Raw genomic sequence first — 18,346 nt, 5'->3', positions numbered from 1 at the left:
TCATGGCTGAAGAGATCAAAACACTCGAAGACCTGAACGAAGTTGCCGAAGGCACCGAAGCAGTGGTCGAGATTGCCGCCCCCCGCGAACCCGTCCGCGACGATCTGGGACGTTCCTATGCGACCGGCAAGCGTAAAGACGCAGTCGCCCGCGTATGGATCAAACCGGGTTCCGGCAAGGTTACCGTGAACGGCAAGGAAATGGGCGTCTACTTCGCACGTCCCGTTCTGCAGCTGATTGTGCGCCAGCCCGAGCAAATTGCCGGTGTCGAAGGCGAATTTGACGTGGTTGCCACCGTCAAAGGTGGCGGTCTGTCCGGTCAAGCCGGTGCCGTGAAGCACGGGATTTCGAAAGCCCTGCAGCTTTACGAACCCTCCTTGCGTGGCGCCCTGAAAGCCGCTGGCTTCCTGACCCGCGACAGCCGCGTCGTGGAACGGAAGAAATACGGCAAAGCCAAAGCCCGTAAGAGCTTCCAGTTCTCGAAGCGTTAATCGCTGCGAACGTGTTTTCGAAAAGGGCTGCCTTCGGGTGGCCCTTTTCTTTTTGCGCCTATCGTTTGGTGGCTTTTCATGTTGCGAGGGGCAGGGCGATGGCCTATATCCCCGCCAGACCTTGTGTCGCTGATACCCGTTGCTCAACTGGATAGAGCGCTGCCTCCGATGGCAAATGTCTTTTCCAGCAAGCAATTGGTTCAGGAAAAAAATGATGCGTCCTGTCTGAATGGTTGGGGCGCGCCGCAGAAATGGTCCCGTAGCTCAGCTGGATAGAGTGCTCGCCTCCGAAGCGAGAGGTCGCGCGTTCGAATCGCGCCGGGACCACCACCTTATTGATCAACCTCCGCAGCTTTGACCGTTTGACGAGCAATTGATGCGTCTCGATTGCGTTTCCGTTTCGCGGGCTGTCGCTAGCCGATGTTTTATCCGTCGTATGGTCGCCGGCTGACACAGGTAAAAAAGACAACGCCTACGCTTCCACGCAAAGCATTTGAACGCGTAACGATGGACAACGCGGGCGAACCGTGACGGCGTTGACGTTAGGCTTGTCGTCGGGCTCTCTGGGTCTTGGATTTTTTGGGGTCACAACATGGCGGTTTCCATCTAGGCTTCGCGTGTCGCTATACGTGAAGGAAATGTCATGCAGGCTCATGCGAAAGTTGTTGTCGTCGGCGGGGGATGCGTCGGCGCATCCATCCTATACGGCCTGACCCAAAACGGATGTTCCGATGCCGTACTGCTGGAACGCAGCCAACTGACTGCCGGGTCAACGTGGCACGCGGCCGGGCTATTGGTGACCTTCTCACGGTCTAAGATCATCAGTCAGTTGACGATGGACACGCTACGCATCTACCGCGAGGTTGAAGAAAAACTTGGCACGTCATGCGGGTTGCGCCAAGTCGGCCAACTGCGTGTTGCCAACACGCAAGAACGCTGGGACGAGTTTCAAAGCTATATCGGCATTGCTGAGGCCGCCGGTGTACCCGCCGAGTTGCTGACGCCCGAACAGCTTCAGGAAAAGCACCCATTCCTGTCACCGAATGCCAATATCAAAGGTGGCCTGCTGCATCCCGAAGATGGCTATATCAATCCCGCCGACATCACGCAGGGCATGACGCGGTTGGCGCGTGAACAGGGTGCAAAAGTTTACCAGAATACCGAAGCGCAGTCATATGAAAAACGTGCAGAGGGCGGCTGGCGGGTTGTCACGTCGCAAGGGGATATCACCTGCGACCATCTGGTGTTTGCAACGGGCAATTATGCCCGCGAAAATGCCAAACGCGTGGGTTTGGACCTGCCGTGTATACCGATAGTCCACCAATACTGGACGACCGAAGTTATCCAAGAACTGAAGGACCGCAAAGCCGCTGGTCTGCCCGAATTCCCGATCCTGCGTGATGAAGATTACGGTGCCTACCTGCGTGAAGATGTGGGGGCATTTCAGTTTGGCCCCTATGAGTTTGAAAAAGACCTGAAGCTGTTTGCCGTGGATGGCGTGCCGAAAGATTTTGGCGCTGACCTGCTGCCCGAGGATTTTGAGGCGGTCGAAACCCAATGGGAACAAGCGGTGGCGCGCGTGCCTGCTTTGGGCGAAGTCGGGATCAAATCCAACACCCGTGGCCCGTTTCAGATGACCCCGGACGAGCTGCCGCTTTGCGGCCCGGCCCCCGGCCTTGACGGGTTGTGGCTGGCGGAAGGTGTTCCCGGCGGCATCCTGTGGGGTGGCACTTTGGGCGAAAGGCTGTCGCGGTGGATATTGAACGGGGATCCCGGCATTGATATGTCGCCAATTGATCCGCGCCGGTTTGGCAGTTTCGTCTCCAAACGCTGGACCGCTGACAAGGTGCGCGAGACTTGGGGTCGCCATATGCATGCCCGCGTGCCCGGCGAAGACTTTCCCGGTGCGCGGCCCCTGAAAACCGTCGGATCATACGACCTTTTGACGGCCAAGGGCGCGGTTTGGACCAGTCTGGACGGCTATGAATTGCCAAGCTGGTTCGCGCCAACGATTGAACTGGCTGTGCCGGAATACAGCTTTCGCAAGACAGACCACATGAAATTCGTGGAGAATGAGGTGCGCGCGACCCGCACCGCCGCGGGCCTGATTGAAATGTCGCCAATGACAAAATTCTGGGTGAAAGGAGAGGGCGCGGCGCGCTGGCTGGACGGGATCATCGCCAATTCTCTGCCAAAAATCGGGAGTCTGGTGCTGAGCGTTGTGTGTAACCCGGCGGGTGGCGTTGACGGCGAATACACCGTCATCAGGTATGCGCAGAACGCGTTCTATCTGGTCAGCACCCCAAATGGCGAGGCCTATAATTTTGACCAGCTTTCCCGCCTTCTGCCGCAAGATGGCAGTGTGACGCTGGAAAATGTATCCGAACAGATGGGGGTTGTTGCGATTGCGGGCCCCAAATCGCGCGACATCCTTCAACCGCTGACCGATAACGACCTGTCAAACGATGCCTTTCCTTGGTTATCAGCCCAGATGGGCGAAGTCGGCTATGCGCGCGACGTGCATCTTATCCGGGTCAGCTATACCGGCGAGCTGGGGTGGGAGTTGCACCACCCGGTCGCCTATAACCGCCATTTGGTCGAGACTTTGCTGAACGCAGGCGCGGCGCATGGGCTGGTGCCCTTTGGCCTGAAAGCCCTCGAATCGATGCGGCTGGAAAAATCCTACCGTGCGCTGCACCGCGAGTTAGGGCAGGACATCTCGCCGCTAGAGGCGGGGCTTGGCCGGTTTGTAAAGCTGGACAAGGGCGAGTTCATCGGACGGGACGCTTTGCAACAACAAGAAAAGGCCGGATTGGGCCGCATTCTTGTCACCCTGAAACTGCCGTCGCGCGACACATCTGTCGTCGCTGATGAAGGGGTCTATGCAGACGGCGCACTTGTCGGGCGGGTGACGTCGGGCGGGTTCTCTTACTTTTTTAGCCATGACATCGCGATGGCTCTTGTGCTACCCGAACATGCTGTGGAAGGCGCGCGGCTTCAGGTGCTGATCCACAACGAAATGCGCGACGCCGTGGTGGTTGGCGACAGTATGTATGATCCAACCAGCGCGCGGGCGCGCATGTAGATCAAAGGTTGACCGACTAAGGATCTCGCACCACTGGGCACCACACATTTGCGCAGCCAATCGAAGGACAAGGCGCGAGGTTGGTATCCTCTCGCGTGTACGGTTTATTTGTTTTTCAAAAAACAGGTTGGAGGATCAATCCCGATACCGTTTCACGAAATTCCTTAGAATCTGTGCAGGCGCGTGCACGTTCGCAGCATGGACCATATCCACAAGAGCCTCGGCTTCCTCGGGTGGAAAATACCCGTGATGTTTGTAGATTCCAATGCGGGTTTCGAAATTTCCAGCGTCCGCTTCGGGATGAAACTGCGTGGCATAGACGTTTTGTCCATAGCGGATCATCTGGAACGGGCAAGGCGCCGACGTTACGAGTTGAGTGCAGCCATCTGGCAGGTGCTGCATCGCTTCTTTGTGGCCAACGAAGGCTTCGAACGCGTCGGGGATGTTTGCCAGCAGCGGGTCATTGCGCCCCTCAGCAGTCACCCGGCAAGGGCTGGCGCTGACCGGCTCGCCATAGCTTTTTTTCGACACGGAACCGGGCTCCAGATGATGACCAAGGATGCCGATCCCATAGCAGCACCCCAAAAACGGCAGGTCGCGGGCGGTGATTTCGGGCATGAGCGCCAGACACTCCGCCTCGATCTTGGCCTCGACCGGCTGTTTTTTTTCGGGGGCATCCGAAACACAACCGGGCCCGCCGCCGACAATCACGCCGGAGTAATTTGTTAGGGACAGGTCAGCGGGAATGTCCTGTTGATCCAGGCGGATGCGGTGCACCTCGTCTTGCGCCAGCCCACCTTTGGTCAGGAAAGCGTCGAACTCGTCGTCCGATGCGTCAGCCTCAGGGCGCAATTGTAAGATCAGAAAGGGTTTCATCGCCACCTCGTAAAATGTTGCGCGACGATGCCAAACGGTTGTGGCGCGGTCAATCGCGCGCGGGAAAGATCGCGCGCGCGGCTAAAGGATGCGTCATTTTGGTCCATATCCTTAGGGGCGATTAGCATATAAACATTAGATATAGTGAATGTTTTCCTCCGCCGCGCGAACCGGAGATGAGGAGAGGCATAGCCATGAGACGTTACCTAGCGGTCCCGTTTGTCCTTATTTTATGCGCCGGCGTGGCGGGTTTTGCTTTAGCCGAGGGTCAGAGCGCAAGCCCGACACCACCACCTGAACCGCCAGCCATCCCGACAAATGCGACGGTGGACCATTCAAAGCTTGAGGTCCTTCAGAAAAAGTTCGCGACGGGTCCCGAGGTGACACAGGCCTGTCTGTCCTGCCACAACGCGGCAGATGACCAGCTTATGCATGCCATTCATTTTACATGGGATTACCAAAGCGACAGCGGTCAAAATCTGGGGAAATCCAAGGTGATCAACGCGTTCTGCGGCAACGTTGCGGGGAACGAGGCACGATGCACCTCGTGTCACGCGGGTTACGGCTGGGACGATATGTCGGTCACACCCGCAGAGGCTGGCGTCGCGCCCGACTGTCTGGTCTGCCACGACCGGTCAGGCCAATACACCAAGACGGCCACCGGTGCAGGTCATCCGCCGTTAGATCCCGTGAAACCCGGCACCAAGACGATCACCGGGTCGCTTGCGTGGCCGGTCGACTTGACCAAGGCGGCACAGTCGGTGGGCATGCCGGGGCGGGACAATTGCGGCAACTGCCACTTTTACGGGGGCGGCGGGGACAATGTAAAACATGGCGACCTCAGTTCGGTGCTCTACGCGCCGCCGAAAGAGGTTGATGTGCATATGGCACCCGATGGGCTGAATTTCACATGCTCAACCTGCCATGTCGAAGACAAGCACAATTGGGCCGGGTCGCGTTACGACACGGTCGCGAAGGATATGATCGGCACCGGCAAGCCGGGCGCGGTGCGCACCGCGGCGACCTGTGAAAGCTGTCATGACAGCGATCCGCACCCATTAAACATCAAAGGTGTGAAGTTGAATGACCACACCGATAAGGTGGCGTGCCAAAGCTGCCATATCCCCGAATTCGCGCGTGGCGGCGTGGCGACCAAGACTTATTGGGACTGGTCCACTGCCGGTCGGTTGGATGCGGCGGGCAAACCGATGCATGAAAGCAATTTCATTCAGTCCGACGGCCAAGCGCTGCACACATATCTGTCGACCAAGGGCGATTTCGATTGGGGCGAGGATGTCGTGCCGCATTATGCGTGGTTCAACGGCCATGTGGAATACGCCACTGATGAGGTGATCGACCCGGCCACTATGGTCGAGGTAAACCGGATCAACGGCGAGCCGGGTGGCATAGACAGCCGGATTTGGCCCTTCAAACGGATGGAGGGGCGGCAGTCTTACGACACCGGCAGCAACAAGCTGGCCTATTCCCATGTTTGGGGGCCAACCACCGACACCGCGTTTTGGACCAACTTTGATTGGTCCAAAGCGATCGAGGCCGGGATGAAGGCCGCCGGGCAGGAATATTCCGGCAATTTCGATTTTGTCGACACGCAGATGTATTGGCCGATCACCCATATGGTTGCGCCTGCCACGGACGCTGTGGATTGTGCGGCCTGCCATGCGGAAAACGGACGACTGGACGGGATCGCTGCCGTCTATATGCCCGGCACCAACCCGCGTTCACCCATCGGCCTGTTGGGCATGGCGCTGGTCGCACTGACAATTCTTGGTGTGGGACTTCACATTATTCTGCGCATCGTTGGTGGTCGCAAAGGAGGCACGGATCATGGCTAAACGCATTGTAAAGGTTTACCCGCGGTTTGAACGTTTGTGGCATTGGACGCAGATGGTGATGATCATGGTCTTGTTGTTCACCGGTTTCGGTTTGAACGGAATGCATTCGCTGCTGCCGTTCGGCCCGGCGGTGATGCTGCACACGATCGCGGCGCTGATCCTGTTGGCGGTGTGGATTTTTGCCACGTTCTGGCTGTTCACAACCGGAACCTGGCGCCAGTTCGTGCCGCATCTGGAAGGTCTTTTCAAAATGGCGCGCTTCTATGCTTACGGCGTGTTCAAGGGCGAAGAGCCCCCGTACCGCAAGATTTTCTGGCGCAAACATAACCCCCTTCAGGCGCTTACATATTTTGGTCTGAAGATGGTGGTGTTTCCGGCGATCTGGGGGTCGGGTCTGCTGTATCTGACCTATAATTTCTGGGCTGCCGAAGAGGGGTCAACATTCGCGCTTTACGTTATCGCCAATGTGCATCTGCTGGCAGCCTATGTCATTGCAGCTTTCGTTATTACCCATGTCTACCTTCTGACGGTGGGGCACGGGTTCCGCGAACATGTTCGCCCGATGGTGACGGGGTATGACTGCATTGAACTAACGCCGGAACAGGAAGCCTATCTGGAAACGAACGAGCCCGGTCGCCTGATGCCTGACAAAGGCTGAGGGATCATCTGAACACGCAAGCGTGTTGAGTAAGGCTGCCGTCGGGGGCTGGTCATCAGATTGTTGCGGGTGGCCCTAGTCAGACCTCATCCCCACACACAAAAGAAAAGGCCCACCAAACAGGGGGCCTTTGTCGCGTTGTTAGGTAGGGGTGGACATGGGACGCGTTACCGGCCCCAGCTGCGGACTACACCGCAATCCATATGAACAAAATTCGAACCGGAGTACCTGCCGACGCCGCCACCATGACAGGCCACCGCCGCTTTGAACATCTGATTGACCGACCTTGATTTCAGTCGCAGATCTGCCGCCTGACCCTTCATGTGCAGAGAATTCTTGGCAACGCCGCGCGACCGCGACCGAAGCATGGCGTTGGTCTTGGGCGACCGATAACCCGACAACATCATATAAGGCTCGCGGGCATCCATAAGCCCATGAGCAGCGGCCATGATGTCGACGGTGCGCGTGTCGATCTTAATCGCCTGGTCGGTGCGCCAGTCGCGCATGAAATGGTTAATCTCTTTCAAGGCATCTTTGATGTATTTGCCTTCGATCCAATAGATCATGTTGATCGTTTCGCCTGTGCGCCCAGAATACATGGCGAGTCGACGGACATCGCCCCCGCCACGCAGGAAGCCAGCGGCATTTGCATACATTGGCGCGGCAGTAACTGCTGTGGCGGCAAAAGCCCCCAGCACTCCGCGGCGAGTTAAAATGGATTTAGATCCGACCGAATTGTCGATAGTCATGTCCCAGCGTGTCCCATCGCTTGCCTGTTTTGCAGCGCCTGATGTGGATCGTTGTCCGATCAGGTCAACAAGTGTTTAAGCCTCTTCCCCAAGCTTGCCGATGTTATGGCACAACTCGAATCGCGGGCCAAGCAAAGATTTCTGATGCTTAACGTGTTCAAGCTAAATCGGCAGAATTTTGCTGAAATCGGTGAATTTGCGGTTAACAGTGGCCCAAACGCGCCAAAGCATGGGGCGAAAGACACGCCGCGTTCTAAGCGGGCTTTTTATCGGCTTTGTGAATGGACTTGAACGGGCCAATTGTGGAATATCCTATAACAACTACAGGTGTTTTACTATTGGGCGAGACATGATTAAGAACGCGCTGCCACGACGTCGTTCCTCTTTTTTCACGGCAGTTTTTGCCGCAATTCTGGGGATTTTCCTTTTCACAACAACGGCTGTGCCAACGCAGGCGCAAACCAAAGTGTCGGCCTTCGCGCAAGCCGTGGCGGAAGCTGCCGCACGTGATGCGGAAATTGCCGAATTCTATCGGGCTAATGGTTACCAGCCGATCTGGACCGGAACGAACCCGGATGACACTGCGCGGCGCAGCGCGCTGTTAAAAGCGTTGGCGACGGCCAGCGACCATGGATTGCCTGCCTATGACACCGCGTCTTTGATGACCCAGTTGAAAAGCGTGGAAAGCCTGCGCGATCTTGGCCGTCTTGAAGTCGCGATGTCTAAACTGTTTCTGGCCTATGCCCATGGCGTCAACAGCGGTGTCCTGACCCCATCGAAGGTGGACAGCGGCATTGTGCGCAAAGTGCCACGAAAAAGCGGGGCTGAGCTTCTGGCGGGTTTTGTCAAATCAAGCCCCAACGGTTTTTTGAAATCGCTGCCGCCCAAATCACCGGAATACGCCCGGTTGATGAAAGAAAAGCTGCGGTTGGAAAAACGGCTTGCCAACGGTGGATGGGGCGAACCTGTGCCCGCCAAATCGCTAAAACCCGGCGAGGCTGGCGTGGCAGTGGTCTCTTTGCGTAACCGCTTGATCCATATGGGATATCTGAACCGATCGGCCAGCCAATCCTATGATGCCTCGATCCAGAAGGCCGTGCAGCAGTTCCAGGAAGACCATGGGATGGACGCCGATGGCGTCGCTGGACCCGGCACGATGGCCGCCATCAACACACCGCTTAGAAAGCGTCTGGCCTCGATCCTTGTGGCGATGGAGCGGGAACGCTGGACCAATATCGACCGCGGCACACGCCATGTGTGGGTGAACCTAACCGATTTCACTGCCCAAATTGTCGACGGCGGGCGCGTAACGTTTGCGACCCGTTCGGTGATTGGCAAAAACGTGCATGACCGCCGCAGCCCAGAATTCTCGGATGTGATGGAGTTCTTGGTGGTGAACCCGACCTGGAACGTTCCACGCTCGATCGCGACGAAAGAGTATCTGCCGATGCTCAAGCGCAATCCCAATGCTGTTAGCCACCTGAAACTGATCGACAGCCGGGGCCGTGTGGTCAACCGATCTGCGGTGAACTTCAATGCGTTCTCTGCAAAGTCCTTTCCCTTTGCGATCAAGCAGCCCCCATCCAGCCGAAATGCGCTTGGGTTGGTGAAGTTCATGTTCCCGAACAAACACAACATCTACCTGCATGACACACCGTCAAAAAGCCTGTTTGGCCGTGAAGTGCGCGCCTTCAGCCATGGCTGCATCCGGCTGAGCGATCCGTTCGATTTTGCCTATGCCCTGCTGGCGAAGCAGAGCGCGGACCCGAAAGGCACGTTCCACAAGGTTCTGAACACCGGTCGCGAGACGCGGATCGACCTGAACGAACCGGTGCCGGTGCATCTGGTTTATCGCACGGCCGTCGCGCCGGCCAAGGGGCGGATGAACTATCGTCGCGACGTTTATGGACGTGACGCCAAGATTTGGGACGCGCTGCAGAACGCCGGGGTGGCGCTTGGCGGCGTAGGGGGTTAAATCCTTCGTCAAAGGTGGCGGGTCATTGCGCCCAACACCGGGACAAGGAGGTCAGATGCAGTTCACTCTTTCGCAAATCGCCGCCTCGCTGGGCACCAAGGTGCTGGGCAATGGTGATATCGCCCTGATCGGCGCGGCCGAGCCATCTGATGCCGGGCCGGACCAGCTTGCGCTGGCGATGGACCCGAAATATGCCGATGGCATCACCAAGGGCCGCGCGCGCGCGGCGTTGCTCTGGGACGGGGCCGACTGGGAGGCGCTGGGGCTGGAAGGCGCAATCTGTTTGAACCGGGGCAAGGCGGCCATGCCACTGTTGACCCGCGCGCTTGATCCCGGCCTTGGTATTGGCGAAGGGATTCACCCGACTGCTGTTGTCGACGACACCGCCACAATCGGCGAAGGCGCTCGCATCGGTCCGCTGGCAGTGATCGGCGCGAATGTCACCGTGGGCGCGCGCGCGCAGGTCGCGCCGCATGCCTCAATCGGCTATGGCACTGTTATCGGTGATGATCTGGTACTGCATTCGGGCGCGCGCATTGAGCATCTGTGCAAGATCGGGGACCGCTATATCGGCCAGCCAAATTCGGTCGTTGGGGGGGATGGTTTCTCGTTCGTGACGCTGGACAAGGAAAGTGCGGTGGAAAGCCTGCGCGGCGGTATGGCCGAGGGCGACAAAGCTGCGTTCGTCGTTGGCAGCCACCATTGGGCGCGCGTGCATTCGCTGGGTGGGGTCGAGATCGGCGACGATGTTGAACTGGGTGCAAGCTCGACCATTGATCGCGGCACGATCCGCGCCACACGCATCGGACGTGGCACTAAGATCGACTGTCAGGTTCAAGTGGGTCACAACGCAGATGTCGGCGAAGATGTCATGTTGTGTGGCAATGTCGGCGTGTCCGGGTCCGCCCGGATCGGCAACCGTGTCGTGTTGGGTGGCAAGGTGGGCGTCAGTGACAATATCTTCATCGGCGATGATGTAATTGCGGGCGGTGGCACCAATATTTACACAAACGTGCCTGCTGGGCGCGCGGTTTTGGGAAGCCCTGCCGTAAAGATCGAAACCGAGATGGCAATCCGACGCGAATTGCGTCGCCTGCCGCGTCTGGCCCAGACTTTGCGCGAGCTTCAAAAAACTGTTTCAAAACTCGTAGACAAGGACTAGATATCCGCGCAACGCGAAAGGGAACGCCATGTCGGACAGTATCAAAGATCGCGTGATCGCGATTCTGGCGGAACAGGCCATGTTAGAGCCGGGCGACGTCTCGATGGATCAGTCGCTTGAAGATCTTGGCATCGACAGCCTTGGTCTTGTGGAAAGCATCTTCGCGATCGAAGAAGCTTTTGATGTGTCAGTGCCTTTCAATGCCAATGACCCGACCGAAGGGGATTTTGACATCTCTTCGGTCAAGGCGATCATTGAGGCAGTAACGGGGCTGGTCGCCACGCAGGCAGCCTGAAGGTGACACATCACATGCGACGCGTTGTTATCACCGGTCAGGGCACGATCAACGCGCTTGGCCGCAATGTCGCCGAGACATTGCAGGCAATGCGCGATGGTCGCTGCGGCATCGGGGATCTTGAATTTCAGGACGTCGAACGTCTGTCGATCCGCATTGGCGCGCAGATCAAGGGCTACGAGCCCGAAGACAGCTTTAACCGCCAGCAAATCGCGCTGTATGATCGGTTCACCCAGTTCACATTGCTGGCTGCCCGCGAGGCTATCGGCCAGTCTGGGCTGAGCTTTTCGGGCGAGCTTGCGACACGCTCGGGCGTGATCCTTGGCACCTCGGGTGGCGGGATGAACACGCTGGATGAAAACTACCGCTCGGTCTATGCGGACGGGAAGAACCGCGTTCATCCGTTTGTCGTGCCCAAGCTGATGAACAACGCCGCCGCCAGCCATGTGTCGATGGAATGGAACCTGAAGGGGCCAAGCTTCACGGTGGCCTCGGCTTGTGCCAGTTCGAACCACGCGATGGGGCAGGCGATGCAGATGATCCGCACAGGTATGGCGGATGTGATGATCACTGGTGGCTCCGAGGCGATGTTGTGTTTTGGCGGCATCAAGGCGTGGGAAGGTCTGCGCGTTATGTCCAAAGACGCCTGCCGCCCGTTTTCGGCCAACCGAAATGGCATGGTTCAGGGTGAAGGTGCGGCTGTCTTTGTGTTTGAGGATTACGAGCGTGCCCGCACGCGCGGCGCCGACATTCTGGCCGAGGTGGTGGGGTTTTCGATGACCTCGGACGCCGCTGACATCGTGATGCCGTCCAAACAAGGCGCGTCGCGTGCGATTGCCGGGGCGATGCAGGATGCGCGGCTGAACCCGGAGGACGTGGCCTATGTTAACGCCCACGGCACCGGAACGACAGCCAATGATAAAACTGAATGTGCGGCGGTTGCGGATGCCTTCGGCCATCACGCGGATGATCTGATGATCTCGTCCACCAAGTCGATGCACGGGCATTTGATTGGAGGCACCGGCGCGGTTGAACTGCTGGCCTGTATCATGGCGCTGCGCGAAGGCGTGATCGCGCCCACAATCGGTTATGAAGAACCCGACCCTGAATGCGCGCTGGATGTGGTGCCCAACGTGGCGCGCGATGTGAAGGTCAACGCTGTGTTGTCAAACGCCTTTGCCTTTGGCGGGTTGAATGCGGTTCTGGCGTTGCGTGCCGCCTGATCATCGTCACAGTCTTAAACGAAAAACGCCGCCCAGTGAGGCGGCGTTTCTGATTATTTGACTAAGCGTTTACTGCTGTGGCTGCGTTGGAACGATCAGCTCGTCATATCCGCCTGTGAAACCTTTCAGCGACATGGACAAGTTGACTTTCTGATCGGGGGCCGCAGCGGGCACGATGGTAACCGTGGCTTTAGCGCCGCGTTTGAAGCCATCGATTTCGCTTTGGGTGAAGCCAATATTGGCAACACATCCGGGCTGCGCGCAGAAACGGAACGGGTAACGTTTGCCCTGACCGCCATCGACCGCGATGGTCAATTGCTGGGTCAGCAGCGTTTCAAGTGGCACAACAACCGTCGCACCGGCCACTGCCTGACCGCCATCGGGCAGACGCCCAAGCGAGATTTCGGCAACCGCATTGCCTTTTTCGTCTTTCAGAAGTTGATACATCTGGCAGGGGTCATCGCCCTGACCATCGGGCAGGGTGATACACTTGCGTTCCCAATCGCCTACAACCTTTTCGATATAGGTTTGTCCAGCCTGACGTGCGTCACCCGCGGGCTCGCCCAGATCGACATTGGGTTGTGCGGGCGCGGGAGTTTCTGCGGCAGGTGCCTCTGTCGCCGGTGCTTCCTCGGCGGGAGTTTCTGCGGCAGGGGCCTCGGTGGTGTCCTGTGCAAATGCCGGGGTCGCCAGCGCCAAAAGAGCTGCCAGTGGCAGCGTTTTCATCAGCTCAGCCTTCATTTTCGATCCTTACAATTAATCGGGTCTCATTGATCGATTGGATAACATGCCCATGCTGGGCTGTCAGGTGCAAAACCCCTGCAAGACTTTGCAAGTTCAATAAGACGCCGGGTTATGGGCAAGAGATCGCCGAGCTTCGCGCCAAGTATTCCTATGGGCGGGCCGCATTGAATTGGTGCAAGTCACAGGCACAAACATCAAAAAGGGCCCGACAAGCGGACCCTTTTCAAATCTTCTCTCCCTGCCGGACTGACCGGCTATTGGGGCAAAACTATGTCAATTGGTCGCAGGGGTCAAGACCTTTTGCGACGTGAAACTGGCCCAAAATGTCGGATTTTGGCAATGACACCGGCGCATGAGTAGTCCGTTGTAATTTGTTGACGGTGTTAAGAAAAATGCCCCGCCCGAAGGCGAGGCCAGTCTGACAGGGAGGATGTCAACCCCGATGACCCAAGGTCACCAGGGATGAATCCACTCTGGCACAAATTGGTTAACTTTGTATTGTTCTAGACAAGTGGTTTTTTAGCCTTGGAGGCGCGTAGATGGACGGTGCGATTTTTATGGGTGGCGGTGGCGAAGATTATCGCACCAAACAAGGGCTTTTGATGAAATATGCCAACCGACACGGATTGGTTGCCGGGGCGACTGGCACAGGTAAAACCGTCACGTTGCAGATCATGGCCGAAAGTTTTGCCGCCCAAGGTGTGCCGGTTTTCATGTCGGATGTAAAAGGCGACCTGTCCGGCCTGGCCAAGGCGGGGTCTGCCGGGTTCAAACTGCACGACGCTTTCACCAGTCGTGCTGAGAAGATCGGGTTTGACGATTACACCTATGAGGCGTTCCCGGTCACCTTCTGGGATCTGTTCGGCGAACAGGGCCACCCGATCCGCACCACCGTGACCGAAATGGGGCCGCTTCTGCTGTCGCGCCTGTTGGAATTGACGGACGCACAGGAAGGCGTGTTGAACATCGCGTTCCGCGTGTCTGACGAACAGGGCCTGCCGCTGCTGGACCTGAAAGACCTGCAAGCCTTGTTGGTCTGGGTGGGTGAAAACGCGAAAGAGTTGTCGCTGCGCTATGGCAACGTATCCACCACGTCGGTTGGTGCCATTCAACGCGCGCTGTTGGTGCTGGAAAATCAGGGCGGCTATAAGCTGTTTGGCGAACCTGCGCTGGATCTGGCTGATATCATCCGCACCGACATAGACGGGCGTGGCCGCATCTCGATCCTCGCATCTGACAAGCTGATGGGTGCACCGCGCCTTTATGCCACGTTCCTGTTGTGGCTGCTGTCCGAACTATTTGAGGAACTGCCCGAGGTCGGTGACCCCGAAAAACCCAAGCTGGTGTTCTTCTTTGACGAGGCACACTTGCTGTTTGACGACGCCCCCAAAGCGCTGGTGGACAAGGTCGAACAGGTCGCGCGCCTGATCCGCTCCAAAGGCGTGGGCATTTATTTCATTACCCAAAACCCCGCCGACGTGCCCGAAGATATTCTTGGCCAGCTTGGCAATCGCGTCCAGCATGCGCTGCGCGCCTTTACCGGTCGCGACCGCAAGGAACTGAAACAGGCCGCCGAAACCTATCGCGACAACCCGCGCTTTTCGACCGAAGATGCCATCCGCGAGGTCGGCGTGGGCGAAGCTGTGACGTCGTTTCTGGAAGCCAAGGGTGCGCCGGGCGTGGTGGAACGCACCTTGATCCGCCCGCCAAGCTCGCAACTCGGCCCAATTGAGGCGGGCGAGCGGAAGGCGCTGATTGATGCCTCGCCAATCGCCGGAAAATACGAGACGCTGCAAGATCGCGAAAGCGCCTATGAGGTGCTGACCAAACGGGCTACTGACGCCGCGAAAGAAGCAGAAGAGGCAGAGCGTCGCGAAACCGAGGCGGAAGAAACCTTGACCTTGCGCGAGTTCAACACCGGGCGGCGATACACCGGCGCCGAAGCTGACAAGCCAAATTCACGCCGGCGGTCGCGAAAATCGGACGAAGGGTTCAGCGAAGCGGTCGTTAATGTGGTGATCAAAGAGCTAAAGGGCACAACCGGCAGACGTATCGTGCGCGGCATCTTCGGGTCATTGTTCAAGGGACGCTAAGCAACCCGTCGCCCTTATTGCAACGTATAAGTCCGCGTGGTGCCGTCCGCGCTGGTCAGGGTCGCCTGATCGCCTTCGATCAGAACATCCAGACACCCGCTTGACCGCATCGGCTCGGGAGTTGGTTCGGTCAGAGTGCGGCAGTATTTGCCGTCCTCAACCGTCCAGGTGCCGCCAAATTGCAGCGTGTCATTGCCACCACTGATGGAGCCATCGGGTTCCAATGTGATGGCCAGCCCGGTTTTGCCAACGAAGGATTTGCCGGCCAGCGCCTGATACAGCGGGTCATTCGGGTCGCTTTGGGCCACAGCAAAAGACGCGCTCGTCAAAAGCGTGCAAAGCGCGACGGCAATATTGAGCGGTGAGGTGGTCCACTGTTTCATCTAAGGCTCCGATCTCAGTTACATTGCCACCAACTAGCCGCGATCACGACAGCAAGTTCAAGTGAAAATACAGCAATGGGGGTGCGCTATAATGGCCGGATTTTAAGCAAAGCAACCCGGTTGCCGTCCCGTTTCAGCACCTCGAACCGGAACCCGTGGAACGAGAAGACCTGACCTTCGTTGGGGATCATCTGCGCCTCGTGGATGACCAGACCGGCGATCGTGTTCGCCTCGTCATCCGGCAGGTTCCAGTCGTTGGCGCGGTTCAGGTCGCGGATAGTGGCGGCACCTTCAACGAGGTAATGCCCATCCGGCGACGGTTTGATTTCCGGTTCGGTCTGGACATCAAACTCGTCAACAATCTCGCCCACAATTTCTTCCAGAATATCCTCAAGCGTGATCAGGCCTTCCAGCGATCCGTATTCATCGACCACCAGCGCAAAATGCGTGTGGCGTCTTAGGAACTGGCGCATCTGGTCGTCAAGCGTGGTGGTTTCGGGGATGAAATACGGCTTTGTCGCCACCTGAAGAACGTCAAATTCCTTGATCGGTTTGCCTTCGGCCTGGGCGGAATACATCGCGCGGCTCAGGTCCTTGGCGTGAATGACACCGATGATGTTTTCGGGCTCATCGCGAAACACCGGCAAGCGGGTGTGGTGTGAGGCCAGGATTTGTTCAAGGATTTCAAGAGCGGGGGCGGTGGCGTCGACCATTTCAATCTGGCTGCGGTGAAGCATGATTTCTTCGACCGCGCGGTCGCCCAAATCCAGCGCACCCAACAACCGGTCACGGTCTTCCTTTTCTACAGCCCCTTCGGAATGGCCCAGCGCGATTGCGCCCATGATTTCCTCGCGGACGGCCAGAATGTGGCTGTCGGGGTCGGTTTTCACGCCGAACAGGCTAAGAAGCCCGCGCGTGATGACGCGCACAGCCGCCACTATCGGCGAAAACAGAAGGATCACGATGGATATCGGGCCAGATGCTTTTGCAGCTGCGTCCTCGGGCATGGTGATGGCATAGGTTTTGGGCAGCACCTCGGCGAAGATCAGGACAAGCAGGGTCATGACAAGGGTCGCCAGCGCCACACCGCTGTCGCCGAACAGCCGGGTAAACAGCGCCGTCGCAAGCGAGGTTGCGAGGATATTCACAAGGTTGTTGCCAAGAAGCACCGAACCGATCAGGCGTTCGTTATCCTCGGTGATGTTCAACGCGCGTTCTGATCCCCGGTCGCCCCGGTCTGCGCGCGACCGCAACTTACCGCGTGACGCGGCCGTCAAAGCCGTTTCCGATCCCGAGAAGAAGGCAGACAACACAAGAAGGGCCGCAATTGCCCCGCTGCTGATCCAAAAACCTGTGTCCATAATGATCCCGTTTGCCTTTCGCTTTTCTGTTAGTCTTATGTAGCGCTACGCGTATGCTTTCAAGGGATTGGCAGGAAAGGGGCCGCAGATGGGTCAAGCGATGGACAATCTGGTGCGCTTCGGCGTCGCTCCGGTGATGGGTGATCAAGCCCATGATGCGCGCGAGATGATGGCACTGTCTTTGCTGGATTGGGCAACCGTCGCGATTGCAGGTGCGGATGAGCCTGTCGCGCGGATCATCTGTGATATGGCGGTCGATGATGGCGGCGGAAGTCAGGCAAGCGTCGTGGGTCGTGCGCGCAAACTTCCGGTGCGCGCGGCGGCGATGGTCAACGGCACGGCCTCGCACGCGTTGGACTATGACGATACCCATTTCGCCCATATCGGCCACCCGTCGGTTGCGGCGGTGCCCGCCGCGCTGGCGATTGCCGAATGGATCCGGGCACCAGGATCGGAAATGCTGGACGCTGCATTGGTCGGCGTCGAAGGCTCGATCCGGCTGGGGCGTTGGCTGGGGCGCAATCACTATCAAACAGGGTTCCACCAGACAGCGACTGCCGGGGCATTCGGTGCGACCTTGGCTGCGGGGCGTTTGTTGGCGCTGAGCGCGGATCAGCTGACGCAGGCTTTGGGCTTGTGCGCCACACGTGCCGCGGGGTTGAAAAGCCAGTTTGGCACGATGGGCAAACCCTATCACGCCGGTCTCGCCGCCCAAACCGGGGTCGAGGTCGCGCGCGCCGCCAAGGCGGGGTTCATATCTGCCCCCGACGGGATCGACGGCCCGCAAGGGTTTGGCCCAACCCATTCAGGCGAGGCAGACGCGATCGCCTTCGACGACTTAGGTCGCCATTGGGATATTCTGACAATCAGTCACAAGTTTCATGCCTGTTGCCACGGCACTCACGCGATGCTGGAAGCGCTGTCTGATATCGACTGTGCGGCGGCGGATGTGGCCGAGATACAGCTTTGGACCCATCCACGTTGGCTGAGCGTGTGTAATATTCCACACCCCAAAACCGGGCTTGAGGTCAAATTTTCATATGCACATTGCGCCGCCATGGCGCTGTCGGGTGTGGATACCACGGCACTTGCCAGTTTCTCGGATCAGGTGGCGCGCGATCCGGCCTTGGTGGCGTTGGCGTCACGGGTGCATGTGCTGGCCGACGACAACATCGCCGAAACCGCCGCGCGGGTTGAGGTTACGTTGCAAAACGGTGCCGTATTGAACCGCGAGGGCAATCTGAATGCGCCGATGAGTCTTGCAGATCGTCGCGTGAAGTTGGAAGCCAAGTCCCGTGCGCTTCTGGGGGCGAGGGCGGATCAGGTGATTGAGGCTATCGGCTCGCTGCCAGATATGGATGCGCTGTGCACGCTGTTGCGCGCACCGTAATCTGCAAA

General features: G+C 58.0%; 15 protein-coding genes and 1 tRNA gene. 11 read left to right on the top strand and 5 right to left on the bottom strand.

Translation table 11 applies throughout. The annotated features are described in order from the left end of the window. Positions 1-2: 2 nt before the first annotated feature. From rpsI to MUY35_RS00565, 3 genes are all read left to right on the top strand, one after another. Complete coding sequence (rpsI, locus tag MUY35_RS00575; protein WP_248362999.1) at positions 3-491, top strand: 30S ribosomal protein S9; 489 nt, start codon at positions 3-5, stop codon at positions 489-491. A 253-nt stretch (positions 492-744) separates the two neighbouring features. Then, a tRNA-Arg gene (locus MUY35_RS00570) sits at positions 745-821 on the top strand. Positions 822-1,134: 313 nt separating this feature from the next. Beyond that, a complete protein-coding gene (locus tag MUY35_RS00565) occupies positions 1,135-3,576 on the top strand; it encodes an FAD-dependent oxidoreductase (protein WP_248362998.1) in 2,442 nt (813 codons plus the stop codon). Positions 3,577-3,711: 135 nt separating this feature from the next. On the opposite strand, the gene MUY35_RS00560 is transcribed toward MUY35_RS00565, so the two are convergent. After that, the gene (locus MUY35_RS00560) at positions 3,712-4,452 is read right to left on the bottom strand and encodes a glutamine amidotransferase (protein WP_248362997.1); all 741 of its coding nucleotides are present in this window, start codon (positions 4,450-4,452) and stop codon (positions 3,712-3,714) included. Positions 4,453-4,646: 194 nt separating this feature from the next. Between MUY35_RS00560 and MUY35_RS00555 the strand changes: the two genes are divergently transcribed. Then, on the top strand, positions 4,647-6,305 hold the full coding sequence (locus MUY35_RS00555; protein WP_248362996.1) for a tetrathionate reductase family octaheme c-type cytochrome: 1,659 nt from the start codon (positions 4,647-4,649) through the stop codon (positions 6,303-6,305). Beyond that, complete coding sequence (locus MUY35_RS00550) at positions 6,298-6,963, top strand: cytochrome b/b6 domain-containing protein (protein WP_248362995.1); 666 nt, start codon at positions 6,298-6,300, stop codon at positions 6,961-6,963. The genes MUY35_RS00555 and MUY35_RS00550 overlap by 8 nt, the downstream gene beginning before the upstream one ends. A 167-nt stretch (positions 6,964-7,130) precedes the next feature. Here MUY35_RS00550 and MUY35_RS00545 read toward each other — a convergent pair whose 3' ends face one another. Further along, the gene (locus MUY35_RS00545; protein WP_248362994.1) at positions 7,131-7,712 is read right to left on the bottom strand and encodes a DUF882 domain-containing protein; all 582 of its coding nucleotides are present in this window, start codon (positions 7,710-7,712) and stop codon (positions 7,131-7,133) included. 349 nt (positions 7,713-8,061) lie between these two features. Here MUY35_RS00545 and MUY35_RS00540 point away from each other — a divergent pair, with 349 nt between their 5' ends. Genes MUY35_RS00540 through MUY35_RS00525 form a run of 4 tightly spaced genes read left to right on the top strand, consistent with a single transcriptional unit; the run spans position 8,062 to position 12,367 of the window. Then, entirely contained in the window at positions 8,062-9,687 is a 1,626-nt protein-coding gene (locus tag MUY35_RS00540; RefSeq protein ID WP_248362993.1) for a L,D-transpeptidase family protein, read from the top strand. A gap of 55 nt (positions 9,688-9,742) precedes the next feature. Further along, a complete protein-coding gene (locus tag MUY35_RS00535) occupies positions 9,743-10,849 on the top strand; it encodes a UDP-3-O-(3-hydroxymyristoyl)glucosamine N-acyltransferase (protein ID WP_248362992.1) in 1,107 nt (368 codons plus the stop codon). Positions 10,850-10,877: 28 nt separating this feature from the next. Continuing rightward, the gene (locus MUY35_RS00530) at positions 10,878-11,144 is read left to right on the top strand and encodes an acyl carrier protein (RefSeq protein ID WP_248362991.1); all 267 of its coding nucleotides are present in this window, start codon (positions 10,878-10,880) and stop codon (positions 11,142-11,144) included. Between the two features lie 14 nt (positions 11,145-11,158). Further along, complete coding sequence (locus MUY35_RS00525) at positions 11,159-12,367, top strand: beta-ketoacyl-[acyl-carrier-protein] synthase family protein (protein ID WP_248362990.1); 1,209 nt, start codon at positions 11,159-11,161, stop codon at positions 12,365-12,367. A gap of 69 nt (positions 12,368-12,436) precedes the next feature. On the opposite strand, the gene MUY35_RS00520 is transcribed toward MUY35_RS00525, so the two are convergent. Continuing rightward, a complete protein-coding gene (locus tag MUY35_RS00520; protein WP_248362989.1) occupies positions 12,437-13,108 on the bottom strand; it encodes an invasion associated locus B family protein in 672 nt (223 codons plus the stop codon). 542 nt (positions 13,109-13,650) lie between these two features. On the opposite strand from MUY35_RS00520, the gene MUY35_RS00515 reads away from it, so the two are divergent. Continuing rightward, positions 13,651-15,204 carry a helicase HerA-like domain-containing protein gene (locus tag MUY35_RS00515; protein WP_248362988.1) on the top strand — a complete coding sequence of 518 codons (1,554 nt, stop codon included), beginning with the start codon at positions 13,651-13,653 and terminating at the stop codon, positions 15,202-15,204. 14 nt (positions 15,205-15,218) lie between these two features. Here MUY35_RS00515 and MUY35_RS00510 read toward each other — a convergent pair whose 3' ends face one another. Together MUY35_RS00510 and MUY35_RS00505 are read right to left on the bottom strand one after the other, a co-directional pair. Then, positions 15,219-15,587: a hypothetical protein gene (locus MUY35_RS00510; protein ID WP_248362987.1), complete on the bottom strand. Its 369-nt coding sequence runs from the start codon at positions 15,585-15,587 to the stop codon at positions 15,219-15,221. An 86-nt stretch (positions 15,588-15,673) separates the two neighbouring features. Beyond that, positions 15,674-16,948, bottom strand: coding sequence for an HlyC/CorC family transporter (locus MUY35_RS00505; RefSeq protein WP_248362986.1), 1,275 nt, complete (start codon positions 16,946-16,948; stop codon positions 15,674-15,676). A gap of 88 nt (positions 16,949-17,036) precedes the next feature. Here MUY35_RS00505 and MUY35_RS00500 point away from each other — a divergent pair, with 88 nt between their 5' ends. Then, positions 17,037-18,338, top strand: a complete 1,302-nt coding sequence (locus tag MUY35_RS00500; protein WP_248362985.1) for an MmgE/PrpD family protein — start codon at positions 17,037-17,039, stop codon at positions 18,336-18,338. The last annotated feature ends 8 nt before the right edge of the window (positions 18,339-18,346 follow it).

The organism is Aliiroseovarius sp. S1339 (genome assembly GCF_023195695.1).
GTDB lineage: Bacteria > Pseudomonadota > Alphaproteobacteria > Rhodobacterales > Rhodobacteraceae > Aliiroseovarius.
The sequence above is the reverse complement of the archived record's forward strand: the minus strand, read 5'-3'. Positions and strand labels throughout refer to the sequence as shown.